The sequence below is a fragment of the Clostridium sp. Ade.TY genome (genome assembly GCF_000498355.1).
In the GTDB taxonomy this organism is placed as follows: domain Bacteria; phylum Bacillota; class Clostridia; order Clostridiales; family Clostridiaceae; genus Clostridium.
This window is the reverse complement of the sequence record NZ_AVSV01000027.1, coordinates 41,122-58,177: the sequence shown is the minus strand read 5'-3', so window position 1 is coordinate 58,177 and position 17,056 is coordinate 41,122. Positions and strand designations below refer to the sequence as shown.

13 protein-coding genes and 1 other annotated feature are annotated in these 17,056 nt (G+C 27.3%); of the genes, 4 read left to right on the top strand and 9 right to left on the bottom strand.

The window, feature by feature from the left end; all coding sequences use genetic code 11:
• Positions 1-84: 84 nt before the first annotated feature.
• Both O212_RS0109955 and O212_RS0109950 read right to left on the bottom strand, forming a co-directional pair.
• Positions 85-1,218: an aminotransferase class I/II-fold pyridoxal phosphate-dependent enzyme gene (locus O212_RS0109955; RefSeq protein ID WP_024614963.1), complete on the bottom strand. Its 1,134-nt coding sequence runs from the start codon at positions 1,216-1,218 to the stop codon at positions 85-87.
• On the bottom strand, positions 1,218-1,763 hold the full coding sequence (locus O212_RS0109950) for a cob(I)yrinic acid a,c-diamide adenosyltransferase (protein ID WP_029699304.1): 546 nt from the start codon (positions 1,761-1,763) through the stop codon (positions 1,218-1,220). Before O212_RS0109950 ends, O212_RS0109955 begins: the two co-directional genes overlap by 1 nt.
• 149 nt (positions 1,764-1,912) lie before the next feature.
• On the opposite strand from O212_RS0109950, the gene dapD reads away from it, so the two are divergent.
• Positions 1,913-2,623, top strand: coding sequence for a 2,3,4,5-tetrahydropyridine-2,6-dicarboxylate N-acetyltransferase (gene dapD / locus O212_RS0109945; RefSeq protein WP_024614961.1), 711 nt, complete (start codon positions 1,913-1,915; stop codon positions 2,621-2,623).
• A gap of 41 nt (positions 2,624-2,664) precedes the next feature.
• Here dapD and O212_RS0109940 read toward each other — a convergent pair whose 3' ends face one another.
• Entirely contained in the window at positions 2,665-3,318 is a 654-nt protein-coding gene (locus O212_RS0109940; protein ID WP_024614960.1) for a single-stranded DNA-binding protein, read from the bottom strand.
• Between the two features lie 108 nt (positions 3,319-3,426).
• Positions 3,427-4,185: a polysaccharide deacetylase family protein gene (locus O212_RS0109935; RefSeq protein WP_024614959.1), complete on the bottom strand. Its 759-nt coding sequence runs from the start codon at positions 4,183-4,185 to the stop codon at positions 3,427-3,429.
• A 119-nt stretch (positions 4,186-4,304) separates the two neighbouring features.
• On the opposite strand from O212_RS0109935, the gene O212_RS0109930 reads away from it, so the two are divergent.
• A complete protein-coding gene (locus O212_RS0109930; protein ID WP_024614958.1) occupies positions 4,305-4,841 on the top strand; it encodes a DUF4364 family protein in 537 nt (178 codons plus the stop codon).
• Here the strand turns inward: O212_RS0109930 and O212_RS0109925 are convergent.
• Positions 4,838-5,635 (bottom strand): YncE family protein, encoded by a 798-nt coding sequence (locus O212_RS0109925; protein WP_152524864.1) that lies wholly within the window; start codon positions 5,633-5,635, stop codon positions 4,838-4,840. The two genes, O212_RS0109930 and O212_RS0109925, sit on opposite strands and share 4 nt — an antisense overlap.
• A 219-nt stretch (positions 5,636-5,854) precedes the next feature.
• Here O212_RS0109925 and O212_RS0109920 point away from each other — a divergent pair, with 219 nt between their 5' ends.
• On the top strand, positions 5,855-6,103 hold the full coding sequence (locus O212_RS0109920) for a TIGR03905 family TSCPD domain-containing protein (RefSeq protein ID WP_024614956.1): 249 nt from the start codon (positions 5,855-5,857) through the stop codon (positions 6,101-6,103).
• Between the two features lie 12 nt (positions 6,104-6,115).
• Here the strand turns inward: O212_RS0109920 and O212_RS0109915 are convergent, their stop codons facing one another.
• Positions 6,116-7,408 carry a folylpolyglutamate synthase/dihydrofolate synthase family protein gene (locus O212_RS0109915; RefSeq protein WP_024614955.1) on the bottom strand — a complete coding sequence of 431 codons (1,293 nt, stop codon included), beginning with the start codon at positions 7,406-7,408 and terminating at the stop codon, positions 6,116-6,118.
• Between the two features lie 231 nt (positions 7,409-7,639).
• On the opposite strand from O212_RS0109915, the gene O212_RS0109910 reads away from it, so the two are divergent.
• Positions 7,640-8,899 (top strand): FprA family A-type flavoprotein, encoded by a 1,260-nt coding sequence (locus O212_RS0109910; RefSeq protein WP_051373007.1) that lies wholly within the window; start codon positions 7,640-7,642, stop codon positions 8,897-8,899.
• A gap of 21 nt (positions 8,900-8,920) precedes the next feature.
• Here O212_RS0109910 and O212_RS0109905 read toward each other — a convergent pair whose 3' ends face one another.
• The 3 genes from O212_RS0109905 to O212_RS0109895 all read right to left on the bottom strand — a co-directional run bounded on the left by O212_RS0109905 (position 8,921) and on the right by O212_RS0109895 (position 16,952).
• The gene (locus O212_RS0109905) at positions 8,921-9,583 is read right to left on the bottom strand and encodes a GTP pyrophosphokinase family protein (protein WP_051373006.1); all 663 of its coding nucleotides are present in this window, start codon (positions 9,581-9,583) and stop codon (positions 8,921-8,923) included.
• 64 nt (positions 9,584-9,647) lie between these two features.
• Positions 9,648-12,293 carry a valine--tRNA ligase gene (locus tag O212_RS0109900; RefSeq protein ID WP_024614954.1) on the bottom strand — a complete coding sequence of 882 codons (2,646 nt, stop codon included), beginning with the start codon at positions 12,291-12,293 and terminating at the stop codon, positions 9,648-9,650.
• 137 nt (positions 12,294-12,430) lie between these two features.
• Positions 12,431-12,655 (bottom strand) — a binding site (T-box leader).
• A gap of 58 nt (positions 12,656-12,713) precedes the next feature.
• Positions 12,714-16,952, bottom strand: a complete 4,239-nt coding sequence (locus O212_RS0109895) for a 2-hydroxyacyl-CoA dehydratase (protein WP_024614953.1) — start codon at positions 16,950-16,952, stop codon at positions 12,714-12,716.
• Positions 16,953-17,056 lie beyond the last annotated feature (104 nt).

The window sequence follows — 17,056 nt, the reverse complement described above, 5'->3', positions numbered from 1 at the left end:
ATCTTCTTTCATTTTAATTTTTACAAAATAAAAAATACGTTTGTTATTTTTGTATAACAAACGTATTTTTATTAATTTTATATACTAAATACTTTTTATAAAGTTTTCTATTTTATTAAGCGCAATTTCTAACTCTTTAATTGAATAACAATATGATATTCTAATATAACCTTCACCGTTATTGCCAAAAGCAGTCCCAGGTACACAGGCAACTTTTTCTTTTTCTAAAAGTCTATCACAAAATTCCTCTGAAGTTAAATTAAATTTTTTTATAGATGGAAATACATAAAAAGCTCCTTTTGGATTATTAACTTCAATTCCCATTTTCTTCAATCTATTAACTACATAATTTTTTCTTTTTAAAAATTCATTTTTCATGAATATAACATCATTAAATCCATATTTTAATCCTTCAACCATTCCATATTGTACTATAGATGGAGCACATGATACACCATATTGATGAACTTTCATTATTTCATTCATAATCTTTTCCTTACAAGCTATATAACCTATTCTAAGTCCAGTTGCTGCAAACATTTTTGAAAATCCACTTATATATATTATTTTATCTAAGATAGAATCATCTTGTGCTACTGAATAATATGTATCATATATTATTGAAGCATATATTTCATCTGTAATTACTATAATATCCTCTTTTTTTATAAAATCTACTAACTTATCTCTTAATTCTTTACTTAAAATAGCTCCCGTTGGATTTGTTGGAAAAGATAATACCAAATATTTACTTTTTGTTTCTTTATATCTATTTATTAAATCATCTATATCAATATTAAAATTTTTGTCTAAGCTATAATTATTAATCTTTCCACCAATCATTTTTACAATACTTTCATAAGCTGGATATGCAGGATTCGGTATTAATACCCCATCACCTTCATTTAAAAGAGCCATAAAGCAATCAAATATCGCTTCACTACCACCAACAGTAATACAAATATCTTTACTATCATATCTAATATTTAAGCTTTTTAAATACTTTGATATTTCTTCTCTTAGTTCTTTTATTCCTGCATTTTCAGTATATACAGTTTTATTTTCATCTATTGCTTTTTTTATTCCATCCTTAACCACTTTAGGTGTATTAAAATCTGGTTGGCCAAGAGTTAATGATATAGCCCCATTAACCTTTCTTACTTTATTGTAAAATTTTCTTATTCCTGATATTTCAATATCTAAAACCCTACTATTCATTAAAATTCTATCCCCTTCCTTGCTGGAACTCCTTTTTGATAATAATGTTTAATTGCTTTCATTTCAGTTACTAAATCTGCTTTCTTTACTATTTCTTCTGGAACGTTTCTGCCAGTCATTATTATTTCTACATGTTTTGGTTTTTTATCTATTATATTTATAACATCTTCAGTAGTTAAAAATTTATTTTTTAACACTCCCATTATCTCATCTATAATAAGAACATCACATCTATCATCTTCTAAAAGACTCAAAACGAAGTCATATGAGGCCTTAACTTCCTTTTTCACCTCTTCTTTTTCTTCTTCACTTAATGTCCAAACGAACCCTCTTCTTTTTTCAAATCTAAAAATTTCAAAATTTTCTCCAAGTTCTTTTATAGTTTGAAGCTCACCAGTCTCCCCACTTTTTAAAAATTGAACCATAATAACTTTAAGACCATTTCCATAAGCTCTAATCCCTTGACCTATTGCTGCTGTAGTTTTTCCTTTTCCATCTCCTGTATATATCTGAACAAATCCTTCATTTAGTTTCAAACTTATCATCTCCTTATTAAAAATATTTTACATTAAACTTTTAATACTAGCAAATATTACTCTTTTTTTTACTTTAAACCCTTTTATTATTAAACTTTTTTTATTATAATTAATTTGTTATTTATAAATAATAGTAACTAAGTAGAAAGGATGATATTATGGAATACAATTTAACTGATCCATATGAAATAGCTAGATTTATAAAAGAATCTAAAAAATCAACACCTGTTAAAGTTTATATAAATGGTGACTTAAGTGAAGCAAACTTAGAAAATATAGAATGGTACGGTGCTAATGGATTTTACATATTAGCAGGTGAATCTGATTCAATATTAAAAGTTGTTTTAGATAACAAACATTTAATTAAACATTTTAGAGTAGAAAATGATAGAAGAAACTCAGCAATTCCAATGCTTGATCTTCTTGAAGTAGAAGCTAGAATAGAACCAGGTGCTATAATTCGTGATAGAGTTAAAATAGGTAAGAATGCTGTTGTTATGATGGGAGCTGTTATTAATATAGGAGCTGAAATTGGCGAAGGAACAATGGTTGATATGAATGCTGTAATAGGTGCTCGTGGAAAACTTGGAAATAATGTTCATTTAGGTGCAGGAGCTGTTGTTGCAGGAGTTTTAGAACCACCTAGCAAATCACCATGTGAAATTGGAGATAATGCCTTAGTTGGAGCAAATGCTGTAATTCTAGAAGGAGTAAAAATTGGTAAAGGTTCTGTTGTTGCAGCAGGTTCTGTTGTTACTGAAGATGTTCCAGATGGAGTTGTAGTTGCAGGTTCTCCAGCTAAAATTATAAAATCAGTTGATGATAAAACAAAAGATAAAACTCAACTTCTTGATGACTTAAGAAAATAATAAAAAAGGTATTTGAAATTTCAAATACCTTTTTTTCAATATTAAACAGCACCTTCTTCGTGCTCACAAACCTCATCTTTTTTTACTCTTTCCATTTTTGAAATAGAAACTTCATACGCAATCTTCTTTATTACTTCTGTTTCTGATACTTTCTTTTGATATTCTCTACTTTGTAATCTACCCCATACTTTAATATTATCTCCAACTTCTAAAGCTTTACAAAATCTTGAATTTCTTCCCCATGCAATTGTTGGAATATAATCTGATTTATTATATGCTCTATTAACAGCTAATAAAACATCTGCTATTTCTCTTCCAAATGGTGTAGTTCTATATACTGGTTCTTTACATATAAAACCATCTAAATATATTTCATTTGGATTTTTACTTCTTTCTATACAAGGTTCAATATTTCTAGCAAATACAGTAAGTATAAGTTTATTAGATCCATCTACAAACTTATTATATGATCTTAATTGTCCTTCCACTATAACGTCTCTTCCTAAACTCACATCAAAATCAGCTAATAATCTTTCTGAAATCGTTATATTAAGTAAGTCTGTTGAATCACTTAACCTTTGAACTTCTAGATTAAAAGTATAAAATCCTTCCCCATACATTTCGTGACTATACTCTAATTCTGAAACTACCTTTCCTTCAAGATAAATTTTGTTGTTTAACATTAAATTATCCATTGTAACCCCTCTCTCCCTTTGTAATTAAGTATTTTATAAATTTTAATGACCCCACACTAGTACATTTCCATTATAATACATAATTTATTCAATTTTCAATATAATTTATTATTTTTTATGCTGTATACCTTCAGAATCTATATAATAATTTTCTTTTTCAACCATTTCACTAACTTTTTTAAAAGAATATCCTTCGTTTTTAAGTTCTTTTATTAATCTTTCAACATTATCAACAGTATATTTTGCATTATTGTGATAAAGAACTATTGACCCCTCTTTAACTTTATCTTTAACCCTTTTATATTCTTTATCTTTTCCATCTTCTCTCCAATCAACAGAATCTACATTCCATTGTATTGGTATATATCCCATACTTTCTACCTTTTTTATTGCATTATTTGAGTAATCTCCACTTGGAAATCTAAATAAATTTGTCTTTACTCCTATAGCATCATATATTATTTTTTCAGTTCTAACTATCTCTTTTTCTATAAGTTCATCACTAAGCCCTGAAAAATTTGGATGTATATAACTATGGTTACCTATATCATGACCTTTTTCATTTATAAGTTTTAAATTTTTCAAATTTTCATCTGTATAATTAACCCATTTACCTATTATAAAAAATGTAGCCTTAACATTATACTTTTCTAATAAATTTAATATATCAGGCAAATAATCTTTCTCAGCCCAATTTATATCAAATGTTAATGCTATTTCTTTATTTTTAGTTTCTACAGAATGTATAGGTAATTTATTTTCATTTCCTATTGTTTCTAAGGCGATTTTTTGAAATCTTAAAAAAGTAGTAATACTAATTAAAATTATAATTACTATTAATATAAAAATATTTTTCTTGTTTTTCATTAATCCTCTCTTTTACTTATTATTATATATCATTTATATTTTATTTATTGTCACTATATTCATTATTCAAAAATTTATGCTATAATTAAAAATATATCTAGATAGATGGAGGCTTAATTATGTACGAAGAAAATTCATTAGAATTAGCAGAAAATAAATTATTGCTTTTATATATTTTAAAATCATTAAAACATCCTATTTCTAATACTCAACTTACAGAAATAGTGCTTGAAAATAGCTTTATTAACTATTTTACTCTTCAACAATACGTAACAGAACTTAACGAAGCAAATTTTATAGAGTATGCTGAAGTAATGGATAAAAAATTATTAAAAGTTACCGATAAAGGAGAAGGAGTTCTTTCATTTTTCCAAGATAGAATATCTCCCTCAAAGATATCACTTATAAATGAATATATTAAGTCACATATAGATTTAATAAAAAAAGAATTAACTATACATAGCGATTATACAATTGGTCCAAATGATAGCTTTATTGTAGATATTAAAGCATTAGAAGATGATTCTCCATTAATAGAATTGAAACTACAAGTTCCAACAAAAAAACAAGCCACTTATCTTTGTAACAAGTGGCAGGAAAATCCTTCTGAAATTTATAATCAAATCATAAATTTACTTTTTGACGATTTAAATTAAACTATGATCATTGCATTAGGTTCATTACCTATTGCAATGATTTTTATTTTTTCAAACTTTTCATCAATTTGATATAAATTCCCATTAAAGTAATCTGTAACATATATTTTTTCTTCATGCTTTAATACTCCATTTGGCATCCCACCTAAAAATAACCTTCCTTCTTCCTTTCCTTCTCTTATGTTTATTAAGTTTATACTCCCCCCTTCAAAGTCTGCAACATACAATAATCCCTTATCTTCATACATATCAATTGGTGTCTTTCCAGTAGTTATTCGTTTTTCTAAATTAAAATTATTTAAAGAGTAAATACTTATATATCCTTTACTATCTTCATCAAAATTACTTTCACATACATATATAAATTTTTTATCTCCAGATAATTTTACTTTTATTGGATATTTTCCAACTTTTACTTCCCCTAAAACTCCATTGTTATTTAAATCTATAATTGATATAGTATCTTCTAGTAAATTAGAACAAAATAGCATTTTTGTATCTTCACATAATACAATACTATTTGGTGCTATTCCAGTTTTTAATTGCATTTCTATACTATTTTTCATTATATTATAAATTATTATAGAATTCGCTTCATCACTACATATATAAGCATATTCTTCATATATTTTCACATCTCTAGGGCTTGGGCATATATATTGCCTATTGCATTCAGTAAAACTTTTAATATCAATGTTTGATATAGTCCCATCAAAATTATTTACTACTATACATTTATCTTCTCTTATATCTATAGATATAGGTCTTATAGATTTTTTTTCAAACCTTTTCAATTGCAAAGTATCCAGTTTAAAATTATCTATATTTAGTTTTTTAATACAATCATCTACAGTATTGCAAACATATATATTATTTATTGTTAACACCTCCTTTAAAAGACTTACCTCTATATAATATGAATTATTTATTGAATTAGCGACAAATTATACTTTATTTCTTTATAAATTCCAAATATAATATACTTGTACACTTTATAATTGGAGGTAGGTTTAATGTACACTTATAAAACATCTGGGGTTTGTTCAACTGAAATACACATTGACGTTTGTAATGATATAATAAAGTCTGTTGAATTCGTTAGAGGATGTCCTGGAAATCTTTTTGGAATATCTAAATTAGTAGAAGGTATGAACATAAATGATGCCATATCAAAGCTTGAAGGCATAAAATGTGGAACTAAAGATACTTCATGTCCTGATCAACTATCAAAGGCATTAAAAGAATATAAAAATAAAAAGTAAGCTAAAATTAGCTTACTTTTTTTTATTTATTATTTTTCTAATATCTCCTATCATATAAAGAGAACCTGTAACTAAAACTAAATCATCATCTTTAGCATCTTTTAATACTTCTTCTAATCCATCTTCATAATTTTCAAAGCTTAAAACATTTTTATTTACCTTTTCTATATGTAACTTCAATTCACTTGCAAGTTCAGCTCTATCACTATGTGGTGTTAATGCAATTACCTTTTTACTTAAAGGAACTATCTCATTTATCATATCATCCACTTGTTTATCGCTTAAAATTCCAATTAATAAATACATATTATTATAATTGAAATATTCTAATATATTATTTTTAAGCATTTTTATCCCTTGTATATTATGAGCCCCATCTATTACTACAAGTGGTTTTTCTTTTAATACTTCTAATCTTCCTATCCATTTAGCATTAGATATTCCTTTTTCAATATTTTTAATATTAAATCCTTCTATTTTAGATAAAACTTCAACTGCATTTATAGCTACTTGACAATTTAGTATTTGATGCTTTCCTAAAAGTCTAAGTTCTACTTTATATTTTTTAAAAAATCCTTTAATTTCAATTTCTTGATAAAACTCTTTTTTATTTATATTTATTAATTTAGCATCTTTTTCATCCACTATATAAACTTTTGATTTTTTTTCTTTTGCTATACTTAAAAGTTCTTCTTTAACAGATTTTTTTTGTGGGTATAATATTAAAGGAACATTAGGCTTTATTATTCCGCCTTTTTCTCTTGCTATCTCTTCAATTGTATTACCCAACAAATTCATATGGTCTAGTCCTATTGAAGTTATAATAGTTAAAACTGGATTTATTACATTAGTAGAATCAAGTCTACCTCCAAGTCCAACTTCTATTAATGCATAATCAACCTTATTTTTATAAAAATATTCAAACATTAAACAAGTTATTATTTCAAATTCTGTTGGATGACTATATCCCTCTTCAATAACTTTATCCACTGCTTTTTTTATAATTTCTATTGTAGATGCTAACTCATCTTTTTTTATATTCTTTTTATTTATTTGAATTCTTTCTTCGAACTCTTCTAAAAATGGAGATGTATACATACCTACTCTAAATCCTTCTTCAATTAAGATAGAATTAAGAATAGCTGTAGTAGACCCTTTTCCATTTGTTCCTGCTATATGTATACATTTAATTTTTTTATGTGGATTACCAAGTAACTCTAAAATCCTCTCAGTTCTTTCAAGTCCATAATTTGAACCAAAATTACCAACCTCTTTTATGTATTCCATTGCTTCTTTATAGTTCATACATTTTCTCCTATTAATCTTTTCTATTAATTATAATTTAACACTATTAATATTTTAAATACAAATATTTTATCATTAAAAGCTTATAATATAATTATATTATATTTTTCTAAATTTATCTAATAAATGACAATTTATCATTTACAATAAATTGTTTTTTTGCTATCATAAAATTAGTCGGATTAATATTTATTATTTAATAAAAAGTATTATTAGTAAGAGGTGTTCAAAATGAAAAATGTTGAGATTAAAAAAGATATCCACTGGGTAGGTGCATTAGATCCAAATTTAAGAGTATTTGATATTATTATGTATACTCCATATGGAACAACTTATAATTCATATGTTGTTAAGGGAAGCGAAAAAGTTGCTTTATTTGAAACTGTAAAAGAAAAATGTTTTGATGAATATTTAAAAACACTTGAAACTTTAGATATAAAACCATCTGATATAGACTATATAATAGTTGATCACACAGAACCTGATCATGCTGGATCAGTTGGTAAAATACTTGACCTTGCTCCACATGCTAAAGTTGTTGGTTCAATGCAAGCAATTAATTTCTTAAAAGAAATTATAAATAGAGATTTTGAGTATATAGTTGCTAAAGATGGCGATACTTTATCTCTTGGAAATAAAACATTAAAATTCATTTCTGCACCATTTTTACATTGGCCTGATTCAATGTATACTTATGTAGTTGAAGACAAAGTTTTAATGACTTGTGACTCATTTGGAAGTCATTACTCATGTGAAGAAATCTTTAATGACTTAATTCCAAGTAAAGAAGATTATAACAAAGCTCTAATCTATTATTATGATTGTATTTTAGGACCTTTTAAACCATTTGTATTAAAAGCTATCAATAAAATAAAAGATTTAGATATTGATATAATTTGTCCTGGACACGGACCTGTACTTAGAGATAATCCATGGGCTATAGTAGAAGCATATAAAGAATGGAGTACTCCAGTAAAACATGATATAACAGGAGATAAAAAAGTTACTATTTGTTATGTTTCTGCATATGGATATACTAAAGAGTTAGCAGAACATATAGCTGAAGGTATTAAAAAGGATCATAATGTAGAAGTTAAAATGTTTGATGTTATAGAACATGAAACAGGAGAAATCCTTAAAAACATCGAAGAATCAGATGGTATATTATTTGGTTCACCAACTATAGTAAATGAATTACTTCCACCAATTAGAATGTTACTTGCAAATTTAAACCCTATAATTCATGGTGGTAAATTTGCTGGTGCCTTTGGATCATACGGTTGGAGTGGAGAAGCTGTTCCAAGAATAGAACACAGATTAGAAGAATTAAAAATGAAATTAGTAAATCCAGGTTTAAAAGTTAAATTCAGAGCTTCAGAAGAACAAATTCAAGAAGCAATAAACTTCGGAGATAATTTCTCTAAAGCTATGTTTGGTGAAGTTGACTTAAAGGCTATAGATCATGGTAAATGCGATGTAGCTAAAAAATAAAAAAAGGCTTAAAGCCTTTTTTTATTTTTCTAATTTACTTATTTCATTTTTTATATTTTCCATCTTCTCATCTAAAAGATATATCATATCCGCACATTCTTTTAAATCAAAAGATATTTTTTCAAGATTCTTATTTTTATATTTATAATACATTTTATGTTCTAAGCTTGCCCAAAAATCCATTGCTATAGTTCTTATTTGAATTTCAACTGGCATATACTTAGTTCCAGTTGATAAAAATACAGGAATTGTTATTACAGCATGTAAACTTCTATATCCATTTTCTTTTGGATTTTTTATATAATCTTTAACCTCAATCACTTCTATATCATCTTGATTTGTCAATATATCAAAAATTCTATATATATCCTCTGTAAATGAACATATAACTCTAACTCCAGCTATATCTTTTAAATATTTTTCTACATTTTGAATTGTAGGGTCTATACCTTTATTAATAAGCTTTTGAATTATACTTTTAGGCTTTTTAATTCTAGTTTTAATATGCTCTATTGGATTATAATCATGCATTATTTTAAATTCATCGTTTAATATATTAAGTTTTGTACTTATCTCTTGTATTGCAAATTCATATGTCTTTGTAAGATCACGCCACAAAAAAAAATCTTCATTTTCCATTATTTCTTTAAATTTTAAACTTTCTTGCTCTGTCAATTTATCCATATGTATTTATCCTCTCATTATTTAAAAGCGTTGGTAAATAAATTTACCAACGCCTAATATTAAATTATTTTAATGTATCAATTCTGCCTTTAACAGCCTCTAACATTTCAACATACTTTTCTCTTTTCTCTTTCTCTCCAAGAACTACTTTTTCAGGAGCCTTAGCAACAAAACCTTGATTTGAAAGTTTTTTATCTATTCTTTCGATTTCTCCTTCTAGCTTCTTAAGTTCCTTATTTAATCTTTCAAGTTCTTTTTCTCTATCAACTAAGTCAAGAAGTGGCATAAATAATTCTCCACCTTTAACAACTAATGATACAGCATTTTCTGGAACTTCATCTTTACTTTCTATAAATGAAACATTTGATGCTGATGCTAACTTTTCAATATAAGCAGCTCCATTTTTAAATGCATCTTTAGCTTCATCTGATATATAACAAATAACATTTGCTTTTCTTGAAGGTTTAACATTCATTTCTGCTCTTAAGTTTCTTAAATTTTTAATAGCTTCTATAATAAATGCCATATCAACTTCTGCTTTTTTATCATTTAATTCTTCTCTATATTCTGGCCAAGCTGATAATGTTATTGTTTCTTCTTTATCATTTAAATGAGTAAATATTTCTTCTGTTATAAATGGCATTACAGGATGAAGTAATTTAAGTCCTGATTCTAAAACATTAAATAATACATTATAAACTATACCTTTAGCTTTTTCATCATCACCATATAATACAGGTTTTACAAGTTCTATATACCAATCACAGAATTCATTCCACATAAAATCATAAATCTTTTGAAGAGCTATTCCAAGTTCAAATTTATCCATGTTTTCTGTAACTTCTTTAACTAATGTATTTAAATTTGAAAGTATCCATCTATCTGCTAAACTATATTCTTTTGAATCTTTGTACTTATCCATTAATTCTCTGTCTAAGTTCATCATTACAAATCTTGAAGCATTCCAAATTTTATTTGCAAAATTTCTTGCTGATTCAACTCTTTCAGGATAGTATCTTATATCATTTCCTGGTGCATTACCAGTAACTAACATAAATCTTAATGCGTCCGCTCCATAAGTATCAATAACTTCAAGTGGATCTACTCCATTACCTAAAGATTTACTCATTTTTCTTCCTTCAGAATCTCTTATTATACCGTGTATTAATACATTTTCAAATGGTGTTTCTCCCATGTTATGTATTCCACTAAATATCATTCTAGCAACCCAGAAGAATATAATATCATATCCTGTAACTAATGTATTAGTTGGATAAAAATATTCTAAATCATCAGTTCTTTCTGGCCAACCAAGTGTTGAGAAAGGCCATAGTGCTGAACTAAACCAAGTATCTAAAACATCTGTTTCTTGATTTAAATTATGGCTTTTACAAGCTTCACATGTTGTTACTTCTGATTCACTTACATTTATATGTCCGCAATCATTACAGTACCATACAGGTATTCTATGTCCCCACCATAATTGTCTTGAAATACACCAATCTTGTATATTTTCCATCCAGTTAAAATATGTTTTATCAAATCTTTCTGGAACAAACTTTGTTTTTCCATTTTTAACAACTTCTATAGCTGGATCTGCTAAAGATTGCATCTTTACATACCATTGTTTTGATATTATTGGTTCTATTACCGTACCACATCTATCGTGTGTTCCTACATTATGATTATGATCTTTTATTTTAACTAATAGTCCAAGTTCTTCTAAATCTTTAACTATGGCTTTTCTAGCTTCATATCTTTCAAGACCTTCATATTTTCCACCCTTTTCATTTATGAAGCCCTTATCATCCATAACTCTTATTTCTTGAAGTCCATGTCTTTTACCAACTTCAAAGTCATTTGGATCATGAGCCGGTGTTATTTTTACAGCACCTGTACCAAATTCTAAATCTACATAGTCATCAGCAACTATTGGAATTTCTCTATTTACTAAAGGAAGTATTAAAGTTTCTCCAATAAGATGTTTAAATCTTTCATCGTTTGGATTAACTGCAACAGCTGTATCTCCAAGTAATGTTTCTGGTCTTGTTGTTGCTATTTCTAAAAATCCTTCTCCATTTTTAAGAGGATAATTTATATGCCAAAAATGTCCTGCTTTTTCTTCATATTCAATTTCTGCATCTGAAAGAGCTGTTTGACACTTAGGACACCAATTAGTTATTCTATTACCTTGGTATATAAGACCTTCTTTATAAAGCTTAACAAATACATGCTTAACAGCTTTATTTAAGTTCTCATCCATAGTAAATGCTTCTCTAGTAAAGTCTGCTGAACAACCCATTTTTTTAAGTTGAGTTCTTATTCTATCTCTATATTCATCTGTCCATTCCCAAACTTTTTCAAGAAATGCTTCTCTTCCCATTTCTTTTTTCTTTAAACCTTGCTTAAGTAATTCATTTTCAACCTTAACTTCTGTGGCTATTGAAGCATGATCTTCTCCTGGAAGCCATAGAGTTTCAAACCCTTGCATTCTCTTAAATCTTATAAGCATATCTTGAAGTGTATTATCAAGTGCATGACCTAAATGTAACTTACCAGTTATATTTGGTGGAGGCATGATAATTGAATATGGTTTTTTATTCTTATCTACCTTTGGAGTAAAATATTTTTTATCTTCCCAAGTTTTATAAATTCTATCTTCAAATTCTTTTGGATTATATGTTGTCTCAATGTTTTTTATATCTGACATCAAAATCTCCTCCTTTAATAAGTTTCTATCTAATATTTTTTATATAGTATAAGCCTATTATTATAATTAAATTATTACTAATATGTAATAACCTATAATTATATAATTTCTTATAAAATAAAAAGAGCTTTCATCCTAAAAAGGACGAAAGCTCGTGGTACCACCTTTATTCTTATAATAAATAACTATTTATTATAAGCACTTAATTAAAATAACGATTTTTATAAACCGTCCTTAGCTACTACTATTTCACTAAAGAAGCTCCAAAGCTACCTTCAAAATACTCAGCATAAAGGGCTCTCACCTAATCCCTTTTCTCTTTGATGCTTAATAAATTTACTCCTCTTTTTCTAAGCCTTTAATATATGATTTTCGTATATATATGTTATAGTAATATTTGACTTTTGTCAAATGTTTAATTTATTTTGTAGTATTATCTTCATTCATCTTTTTAAATGCAACTGAAATCATTAATTTTATTCTATTTACCTGATTTACAACTGATGCACCTGGATCATAATCTACAGCAACTATATTAGCATTTTTATATCTCTTTTTAAGTGCTTTCATCATACCTTTTCCAGTTACATGATTTGGAAGACAAGCAAATGGTTGCATACATACTATATTATCAGCTCCACTTTTTATAAGTTCTATCATTTCAGCTGTTAAAAACCAACCTTCTCCTGTTTGATTTCCAAGTGAAAGTATTTGTGATGCCATCTTACCAAGGTCTCTTATATTTTTAGGTGCTTCAAATCTATTACTTTCTTCTAATGCCTTATTCATTTCTTTTCTATAACTATTCATATATTTCATAGCTAAATTAGATATATTTTTTGATAATTTACTAAATGCTAAATAATCTGCTTTAAACTCACTATCATAAGCTGAATAGAAGAAGAAATCTAAAAGATCAGGTACAACAGCTTCTACTCCTTCACTTTCTAAAAGACTAACTATATCATTATTAGCTGTCGGATGATATTTTACTAATATTTCTCCAACAACACCAACTTTAGGTTTTTTAATATCTAATAATTCTAATTCATCAAACTCTTTTATTATATTTCTAACATTTTTATTAAATTCTCTCTTGCTTCCATTTCTAACATTTTCTTTAGCAATTTCTCTCCACTTTTCATGAAGTTCATTTGCTGAACCTTTAACTTTCTCATACGGTCTAGTTCTATATAAAACTCTCATGAAAAGATCACCATAAACAAGTGCCATTAATGCCCTTCTTATAAGTCTTATAGTTATTTTAAAACCTGGTTGTTTTTCAAGTCCAACTGCATTTAAAGAAAGTATTGGTACATTGTTAAATCCAGCATTTTTCATAGCTAATTTTAAAAATCCTATGTAATTTGTTGCTCTACATCCTCCACCTGTTTGAGATATTATAACAGATGTATTATTTAAATCATATTTACCTGACTTTAATGCCTTAATTATTTGTCCAATTACAATTATTGATGGATAACATGCATCGTTATTTACATATTTTAATCCTTCTTCAACAGCACCTGGATCTGTTGATGGCAATATCTCAAGATTATATCCTGAAGCTCTTATAGCTTCTTGTAAAATGTCAAAATGTATTGGTGACATTTGTGGACATAATATTGTATGCTTCTTCTTCATATCTTTAGTAAATACAGGATTTTTATATTCTATATCCTCTATTATTGGCGTATAATTATTTCTATCTCTTTCTTCAATAGCTGCTTTTAAAGATCTAATTCTTATTTTTGCAGCTCCCAAATTATTTCCTTCATCTATTTTTAATACTGTATATATTTTACCTTTTTCTTGAAGAATTTCATTAACTTGATCTGTTGTTACTGCATCTAAACCACATCCAAATGAATTAAGTTGAATCATCTCTAAAACTTTTGAATCCCTAACATACGCTGCTGCTCTATAAAGCCTTCCATGATAAGTCCATTGATCAACTACTCTTAGAGGTGCATTAAGCTCTCCTAAATCACAAATGCTATCTTCTGTTAATACTGCAATTCCAAATGAAGTTATAACATCTGGTATTCCATGATTTATTTCTGGATCTATATGATATGGTCTTCCTGTAAGTACTATACCTTTTTTATTATTCTTTTTAAGATACTCAACAACTTCTCTTCCCTTATTTTTGATATCAGCTCTATAATTATCTCTTTCTATATAAGCTTTTTTTACTGCTTCTTTAGCTTCTTCTAATGTAATTCCAAAGTTTTTAAACTCTTCAAATATTCTTTTAGCTAAGACTTTTTCATCATCTAATGAGAAAAATGGTGCTATATATTTTATATTTTTTTCTTCTAATATATCCATATTATTTTTTATTACTTCAGGATATGATGTTACCATAGGACAGTTATAATGATTAGTTGAATCATTAAATTCTTTTTTCTCATATGGTATACATGGATAAAATATTGTATCTACTCCTGATTCTATTAAACTCATTATATGTCCATGTACAAGCTTTGCTGGATAACAAGCTGATTCTGAAGGTATTGTATCTATACCCTTTTCATATATTTTCTTTGAAGAAACTGGTGATGCAACAACTCTAAATCCAAGTTCTGTAAATAAAGTAAACCATAAAGGATAGTTTTCATACATATTTAAAACTCTTGGTATTCCTATAGTTCCTCTTTTTGCTTCTTCTTTTTTTAATGGTTTATATCCAAATGTTCTTTTAAATTTATATTTATAAAGATTTGGTACTTCATCTTTCTTTATATGAATTCCAAGTGGTCTTTCACATCTATTACCTGATATAAATTTCTCATCAGTAGAAAATGTATTTTCAGTTAACAAACAATTATTTCCACATAAACCACATCTTCTAAATTCAGATGTCATATTAAATCCTTTTATTTCTTCTTTTTTAAGTAAACTAGACTCTTCTCCTTGTATATATCTTTCCTTAGAGATAAGAGCTGCTCCGAAAGCTCCCATAAGTCCTGCTATATCTGGTCTTATAACCTCTCTACCTGATATTTTTTCAAAACTTCTTAAAACTGCATCATTATAGAAAGTTCCTCCTTGGACTATTATCTTTTCGCCCATCTCTTTTTCATCTCTAATTTTTATAACTTTATATAATGCATTTTTTATTACTGAATATGAAAGCCCTGCTGATATGTCACCAACACTTGCACCTTCTTTTTGTGATTGCTTAACTCTTGAATTCATAAATACAGTACATCTTGATCCAAGATCTACTGGAGAAGTAGAAAACAATGCTTCTTTAGCAAAATCCTTAACTTCCATACCTAATGATTTACCAAATGTCTCTATAAATGAACCACAACCTGATGAACAAGCTTCATTAAGTAATATACTATCTATTACTCCACCCTTTATTCTTAAGCATTTCATATCTTGCCCGCCTATATCAAGTATAAAGTCTACTCCTGGAAGGAAATATTCAGCAGCCTTATAATGAGCTATTGTCTCTATTTCTCCAAGATCCATGTGAAGTGCAGATTTTATTAAAGCTTCTCCATATCCTGTAACAGTACTTTTTACTATTTTAGCATCTTCTGGTAATTTACTGTATAAATCATTCATTATATCAACAATAGTTTTTAATGGATTACCTTCATTGCTTCCATAAAATGAATATATTATCTCACTATTTTCATTTATTAATACCACTTTTGTAGTTGTTGAACCAGCATCTATACCTAAGAATACATTTCCTTTAGCATTTTCTAAACTTCCTCTTTTAGCTTTAGCTTTATCATGTCTTTCTTTAAACTTATAAAACTCTTCTTTATTTTTAAATAATGCCGGTAATCTTTCTATATTATCGTCTTTTGCATCACTAATATCTTTAGTCTTATTAACTAATTCACTAAATGATCTAGTTTCTTGATCCTCAGATAAAAGTGCTGCTCCCATAGCCACAAATAGCTGTGAATTTTCTGGAAATATAATCTCATCATCTTTTAAGTCTAATGTTTCTATAAATCTTTTTCTAAGCTCTGATAAGAAATAAAGTGGCCCTCCCAAAAATGCCACATTACCTTTTATAGGTTTACCACATGCAAGTCCACCAATTGTTTGATTTACAACAGCTTGAAGTACTGATGCAGCTATATCTTCTTTTTTTGCACCTTCATTTATTAATGGCTGTACATCTGTTTTAGCAAAAACTCCACATCTTGATGCAATTGGATATATAATTGTATGTCCTTTTGCAAGTTCATTTAATCCCTTTGCATCAGTATTTAAAAGAGCTGCCATTTGATCTATAAAAGCTCCAGTTCCACCGGCACAAGTCCCATTCATTCTTTGCTCTATTCCATCTTTTAGGTAAGTTATTTTTGCATCTTCTCCACCAAGTTCTATTGCAACATCTGTTTCTTTTATAACTTTTTCTATAGTTTCCGTACAAGCTATAACTTCTTGTACAAAGTTTACTCCAAGCCATTCTGATAATGATAAACCGCCTGATCCAGTTATAGTTACAGTAATTTGTCTATCTCCAATTTTTTCATAACATTCATTTATTAATTGAATTATTGTATTTTTTATATCTGAAAAATGTCTTCTATATTCCGAAAAGACTATTTCATTGTTAGTGTTTAAAACTACGATTTTTACAGTAGTTGATCCTACATCCAACCCCATTTTATAATTATTCATTAAATTACACCTACTTATCCATTTTAAATAAAACACTTATATATGTATTATATATTAACTAATTATCAAAGCAATAATAATTATATTATTATATTATTATTTAT

Excerpts from the sequence above, each read along its gene's own strand:
- O212_RS0109920 (WP_024614956.1), top strand. The coding sequence starts at position 5,855 with ATGTACACTTATAAAACATCTGGGGTTTGTTCAACTGAAATACACATT.
- O212_RS0109900 (WP_024614954.1), bottom strand. The coding sequence starts at position 12,293 with ATGTCAGATATAAAAAACATTGAGACAACATATAATCCAAAAGAATTT.
- O212_RS0109915 (WP_024614955.1), bottom strand. The coding sequence starts at position 7,408 with ATGAACTATAAAGAAGCAATGGAATACATAAAAGAGGTTGGTAATTTT.
- O212_RS0109935 (WP_024614959.1), bottom strand. The coding sequence starts at position 4,185 with ATGAAAAACAAGAAAAATATTTTTATATTAATAGTAATTATAATTTTA.
- dapD (WP_024614961.1), top strand. The coding sequence starts at position 1,913 with ATGGAATACAATTTAACTGATCCATATGAAATAGCTAGATTTATAAAA.
- O212_RS0109955 (WP_024614963.1), bottom strand. The coding sequence starts at position 1,218 with ATGAATAGTAGGGTTTTAGATATTGAAATATCAGGAATAAGAAAATTT.
- O212_RS0109940 (WP_024614960.1), bottom strand. The coding sequence starts at position 3,318 with ATGGATAATTTAATGTTAAACAACAAAATTTATCTTGAAGGAAAGGTA.
- O212_RS0109910 (WP_051373007.1), top strand. The coding sequence starts at position 7,640 with ATGAAAAATGTTGAGATTAAAAAAGATATCCACTGGGTAGGTGCATTA.
- O212_RS0109930 (WP_024614958.1), top strand. The coding sequence starts at position 4,305 with ATGTACGAAGAAAATTCATTAGAATTAGCAGAAAATAAATTATTGCTT.
- O212_RS0109895 (WP_024614953.1), bottom strand. The coding sequence starts at position 16,952 with ATGAATAATTATAAAATGGGGTTGGATGTAGGATCAACTACTGTAAAA.
- O212_RS0109905 (WP_051373006.1), bottom strand. The coding sequence starts at position 9,583 with ATGGATAAATTGACAGAGCAAGAAAGTTTAAAATTTAAAGAAATAATG.
- O212_RS0109950 (WP_029699304.1), bottom strand. The coding sequence starts at position 1,763 with ATGATAAGTTTGAAACTAAATGAAGGATTTGTTCAGATATATACAGGA.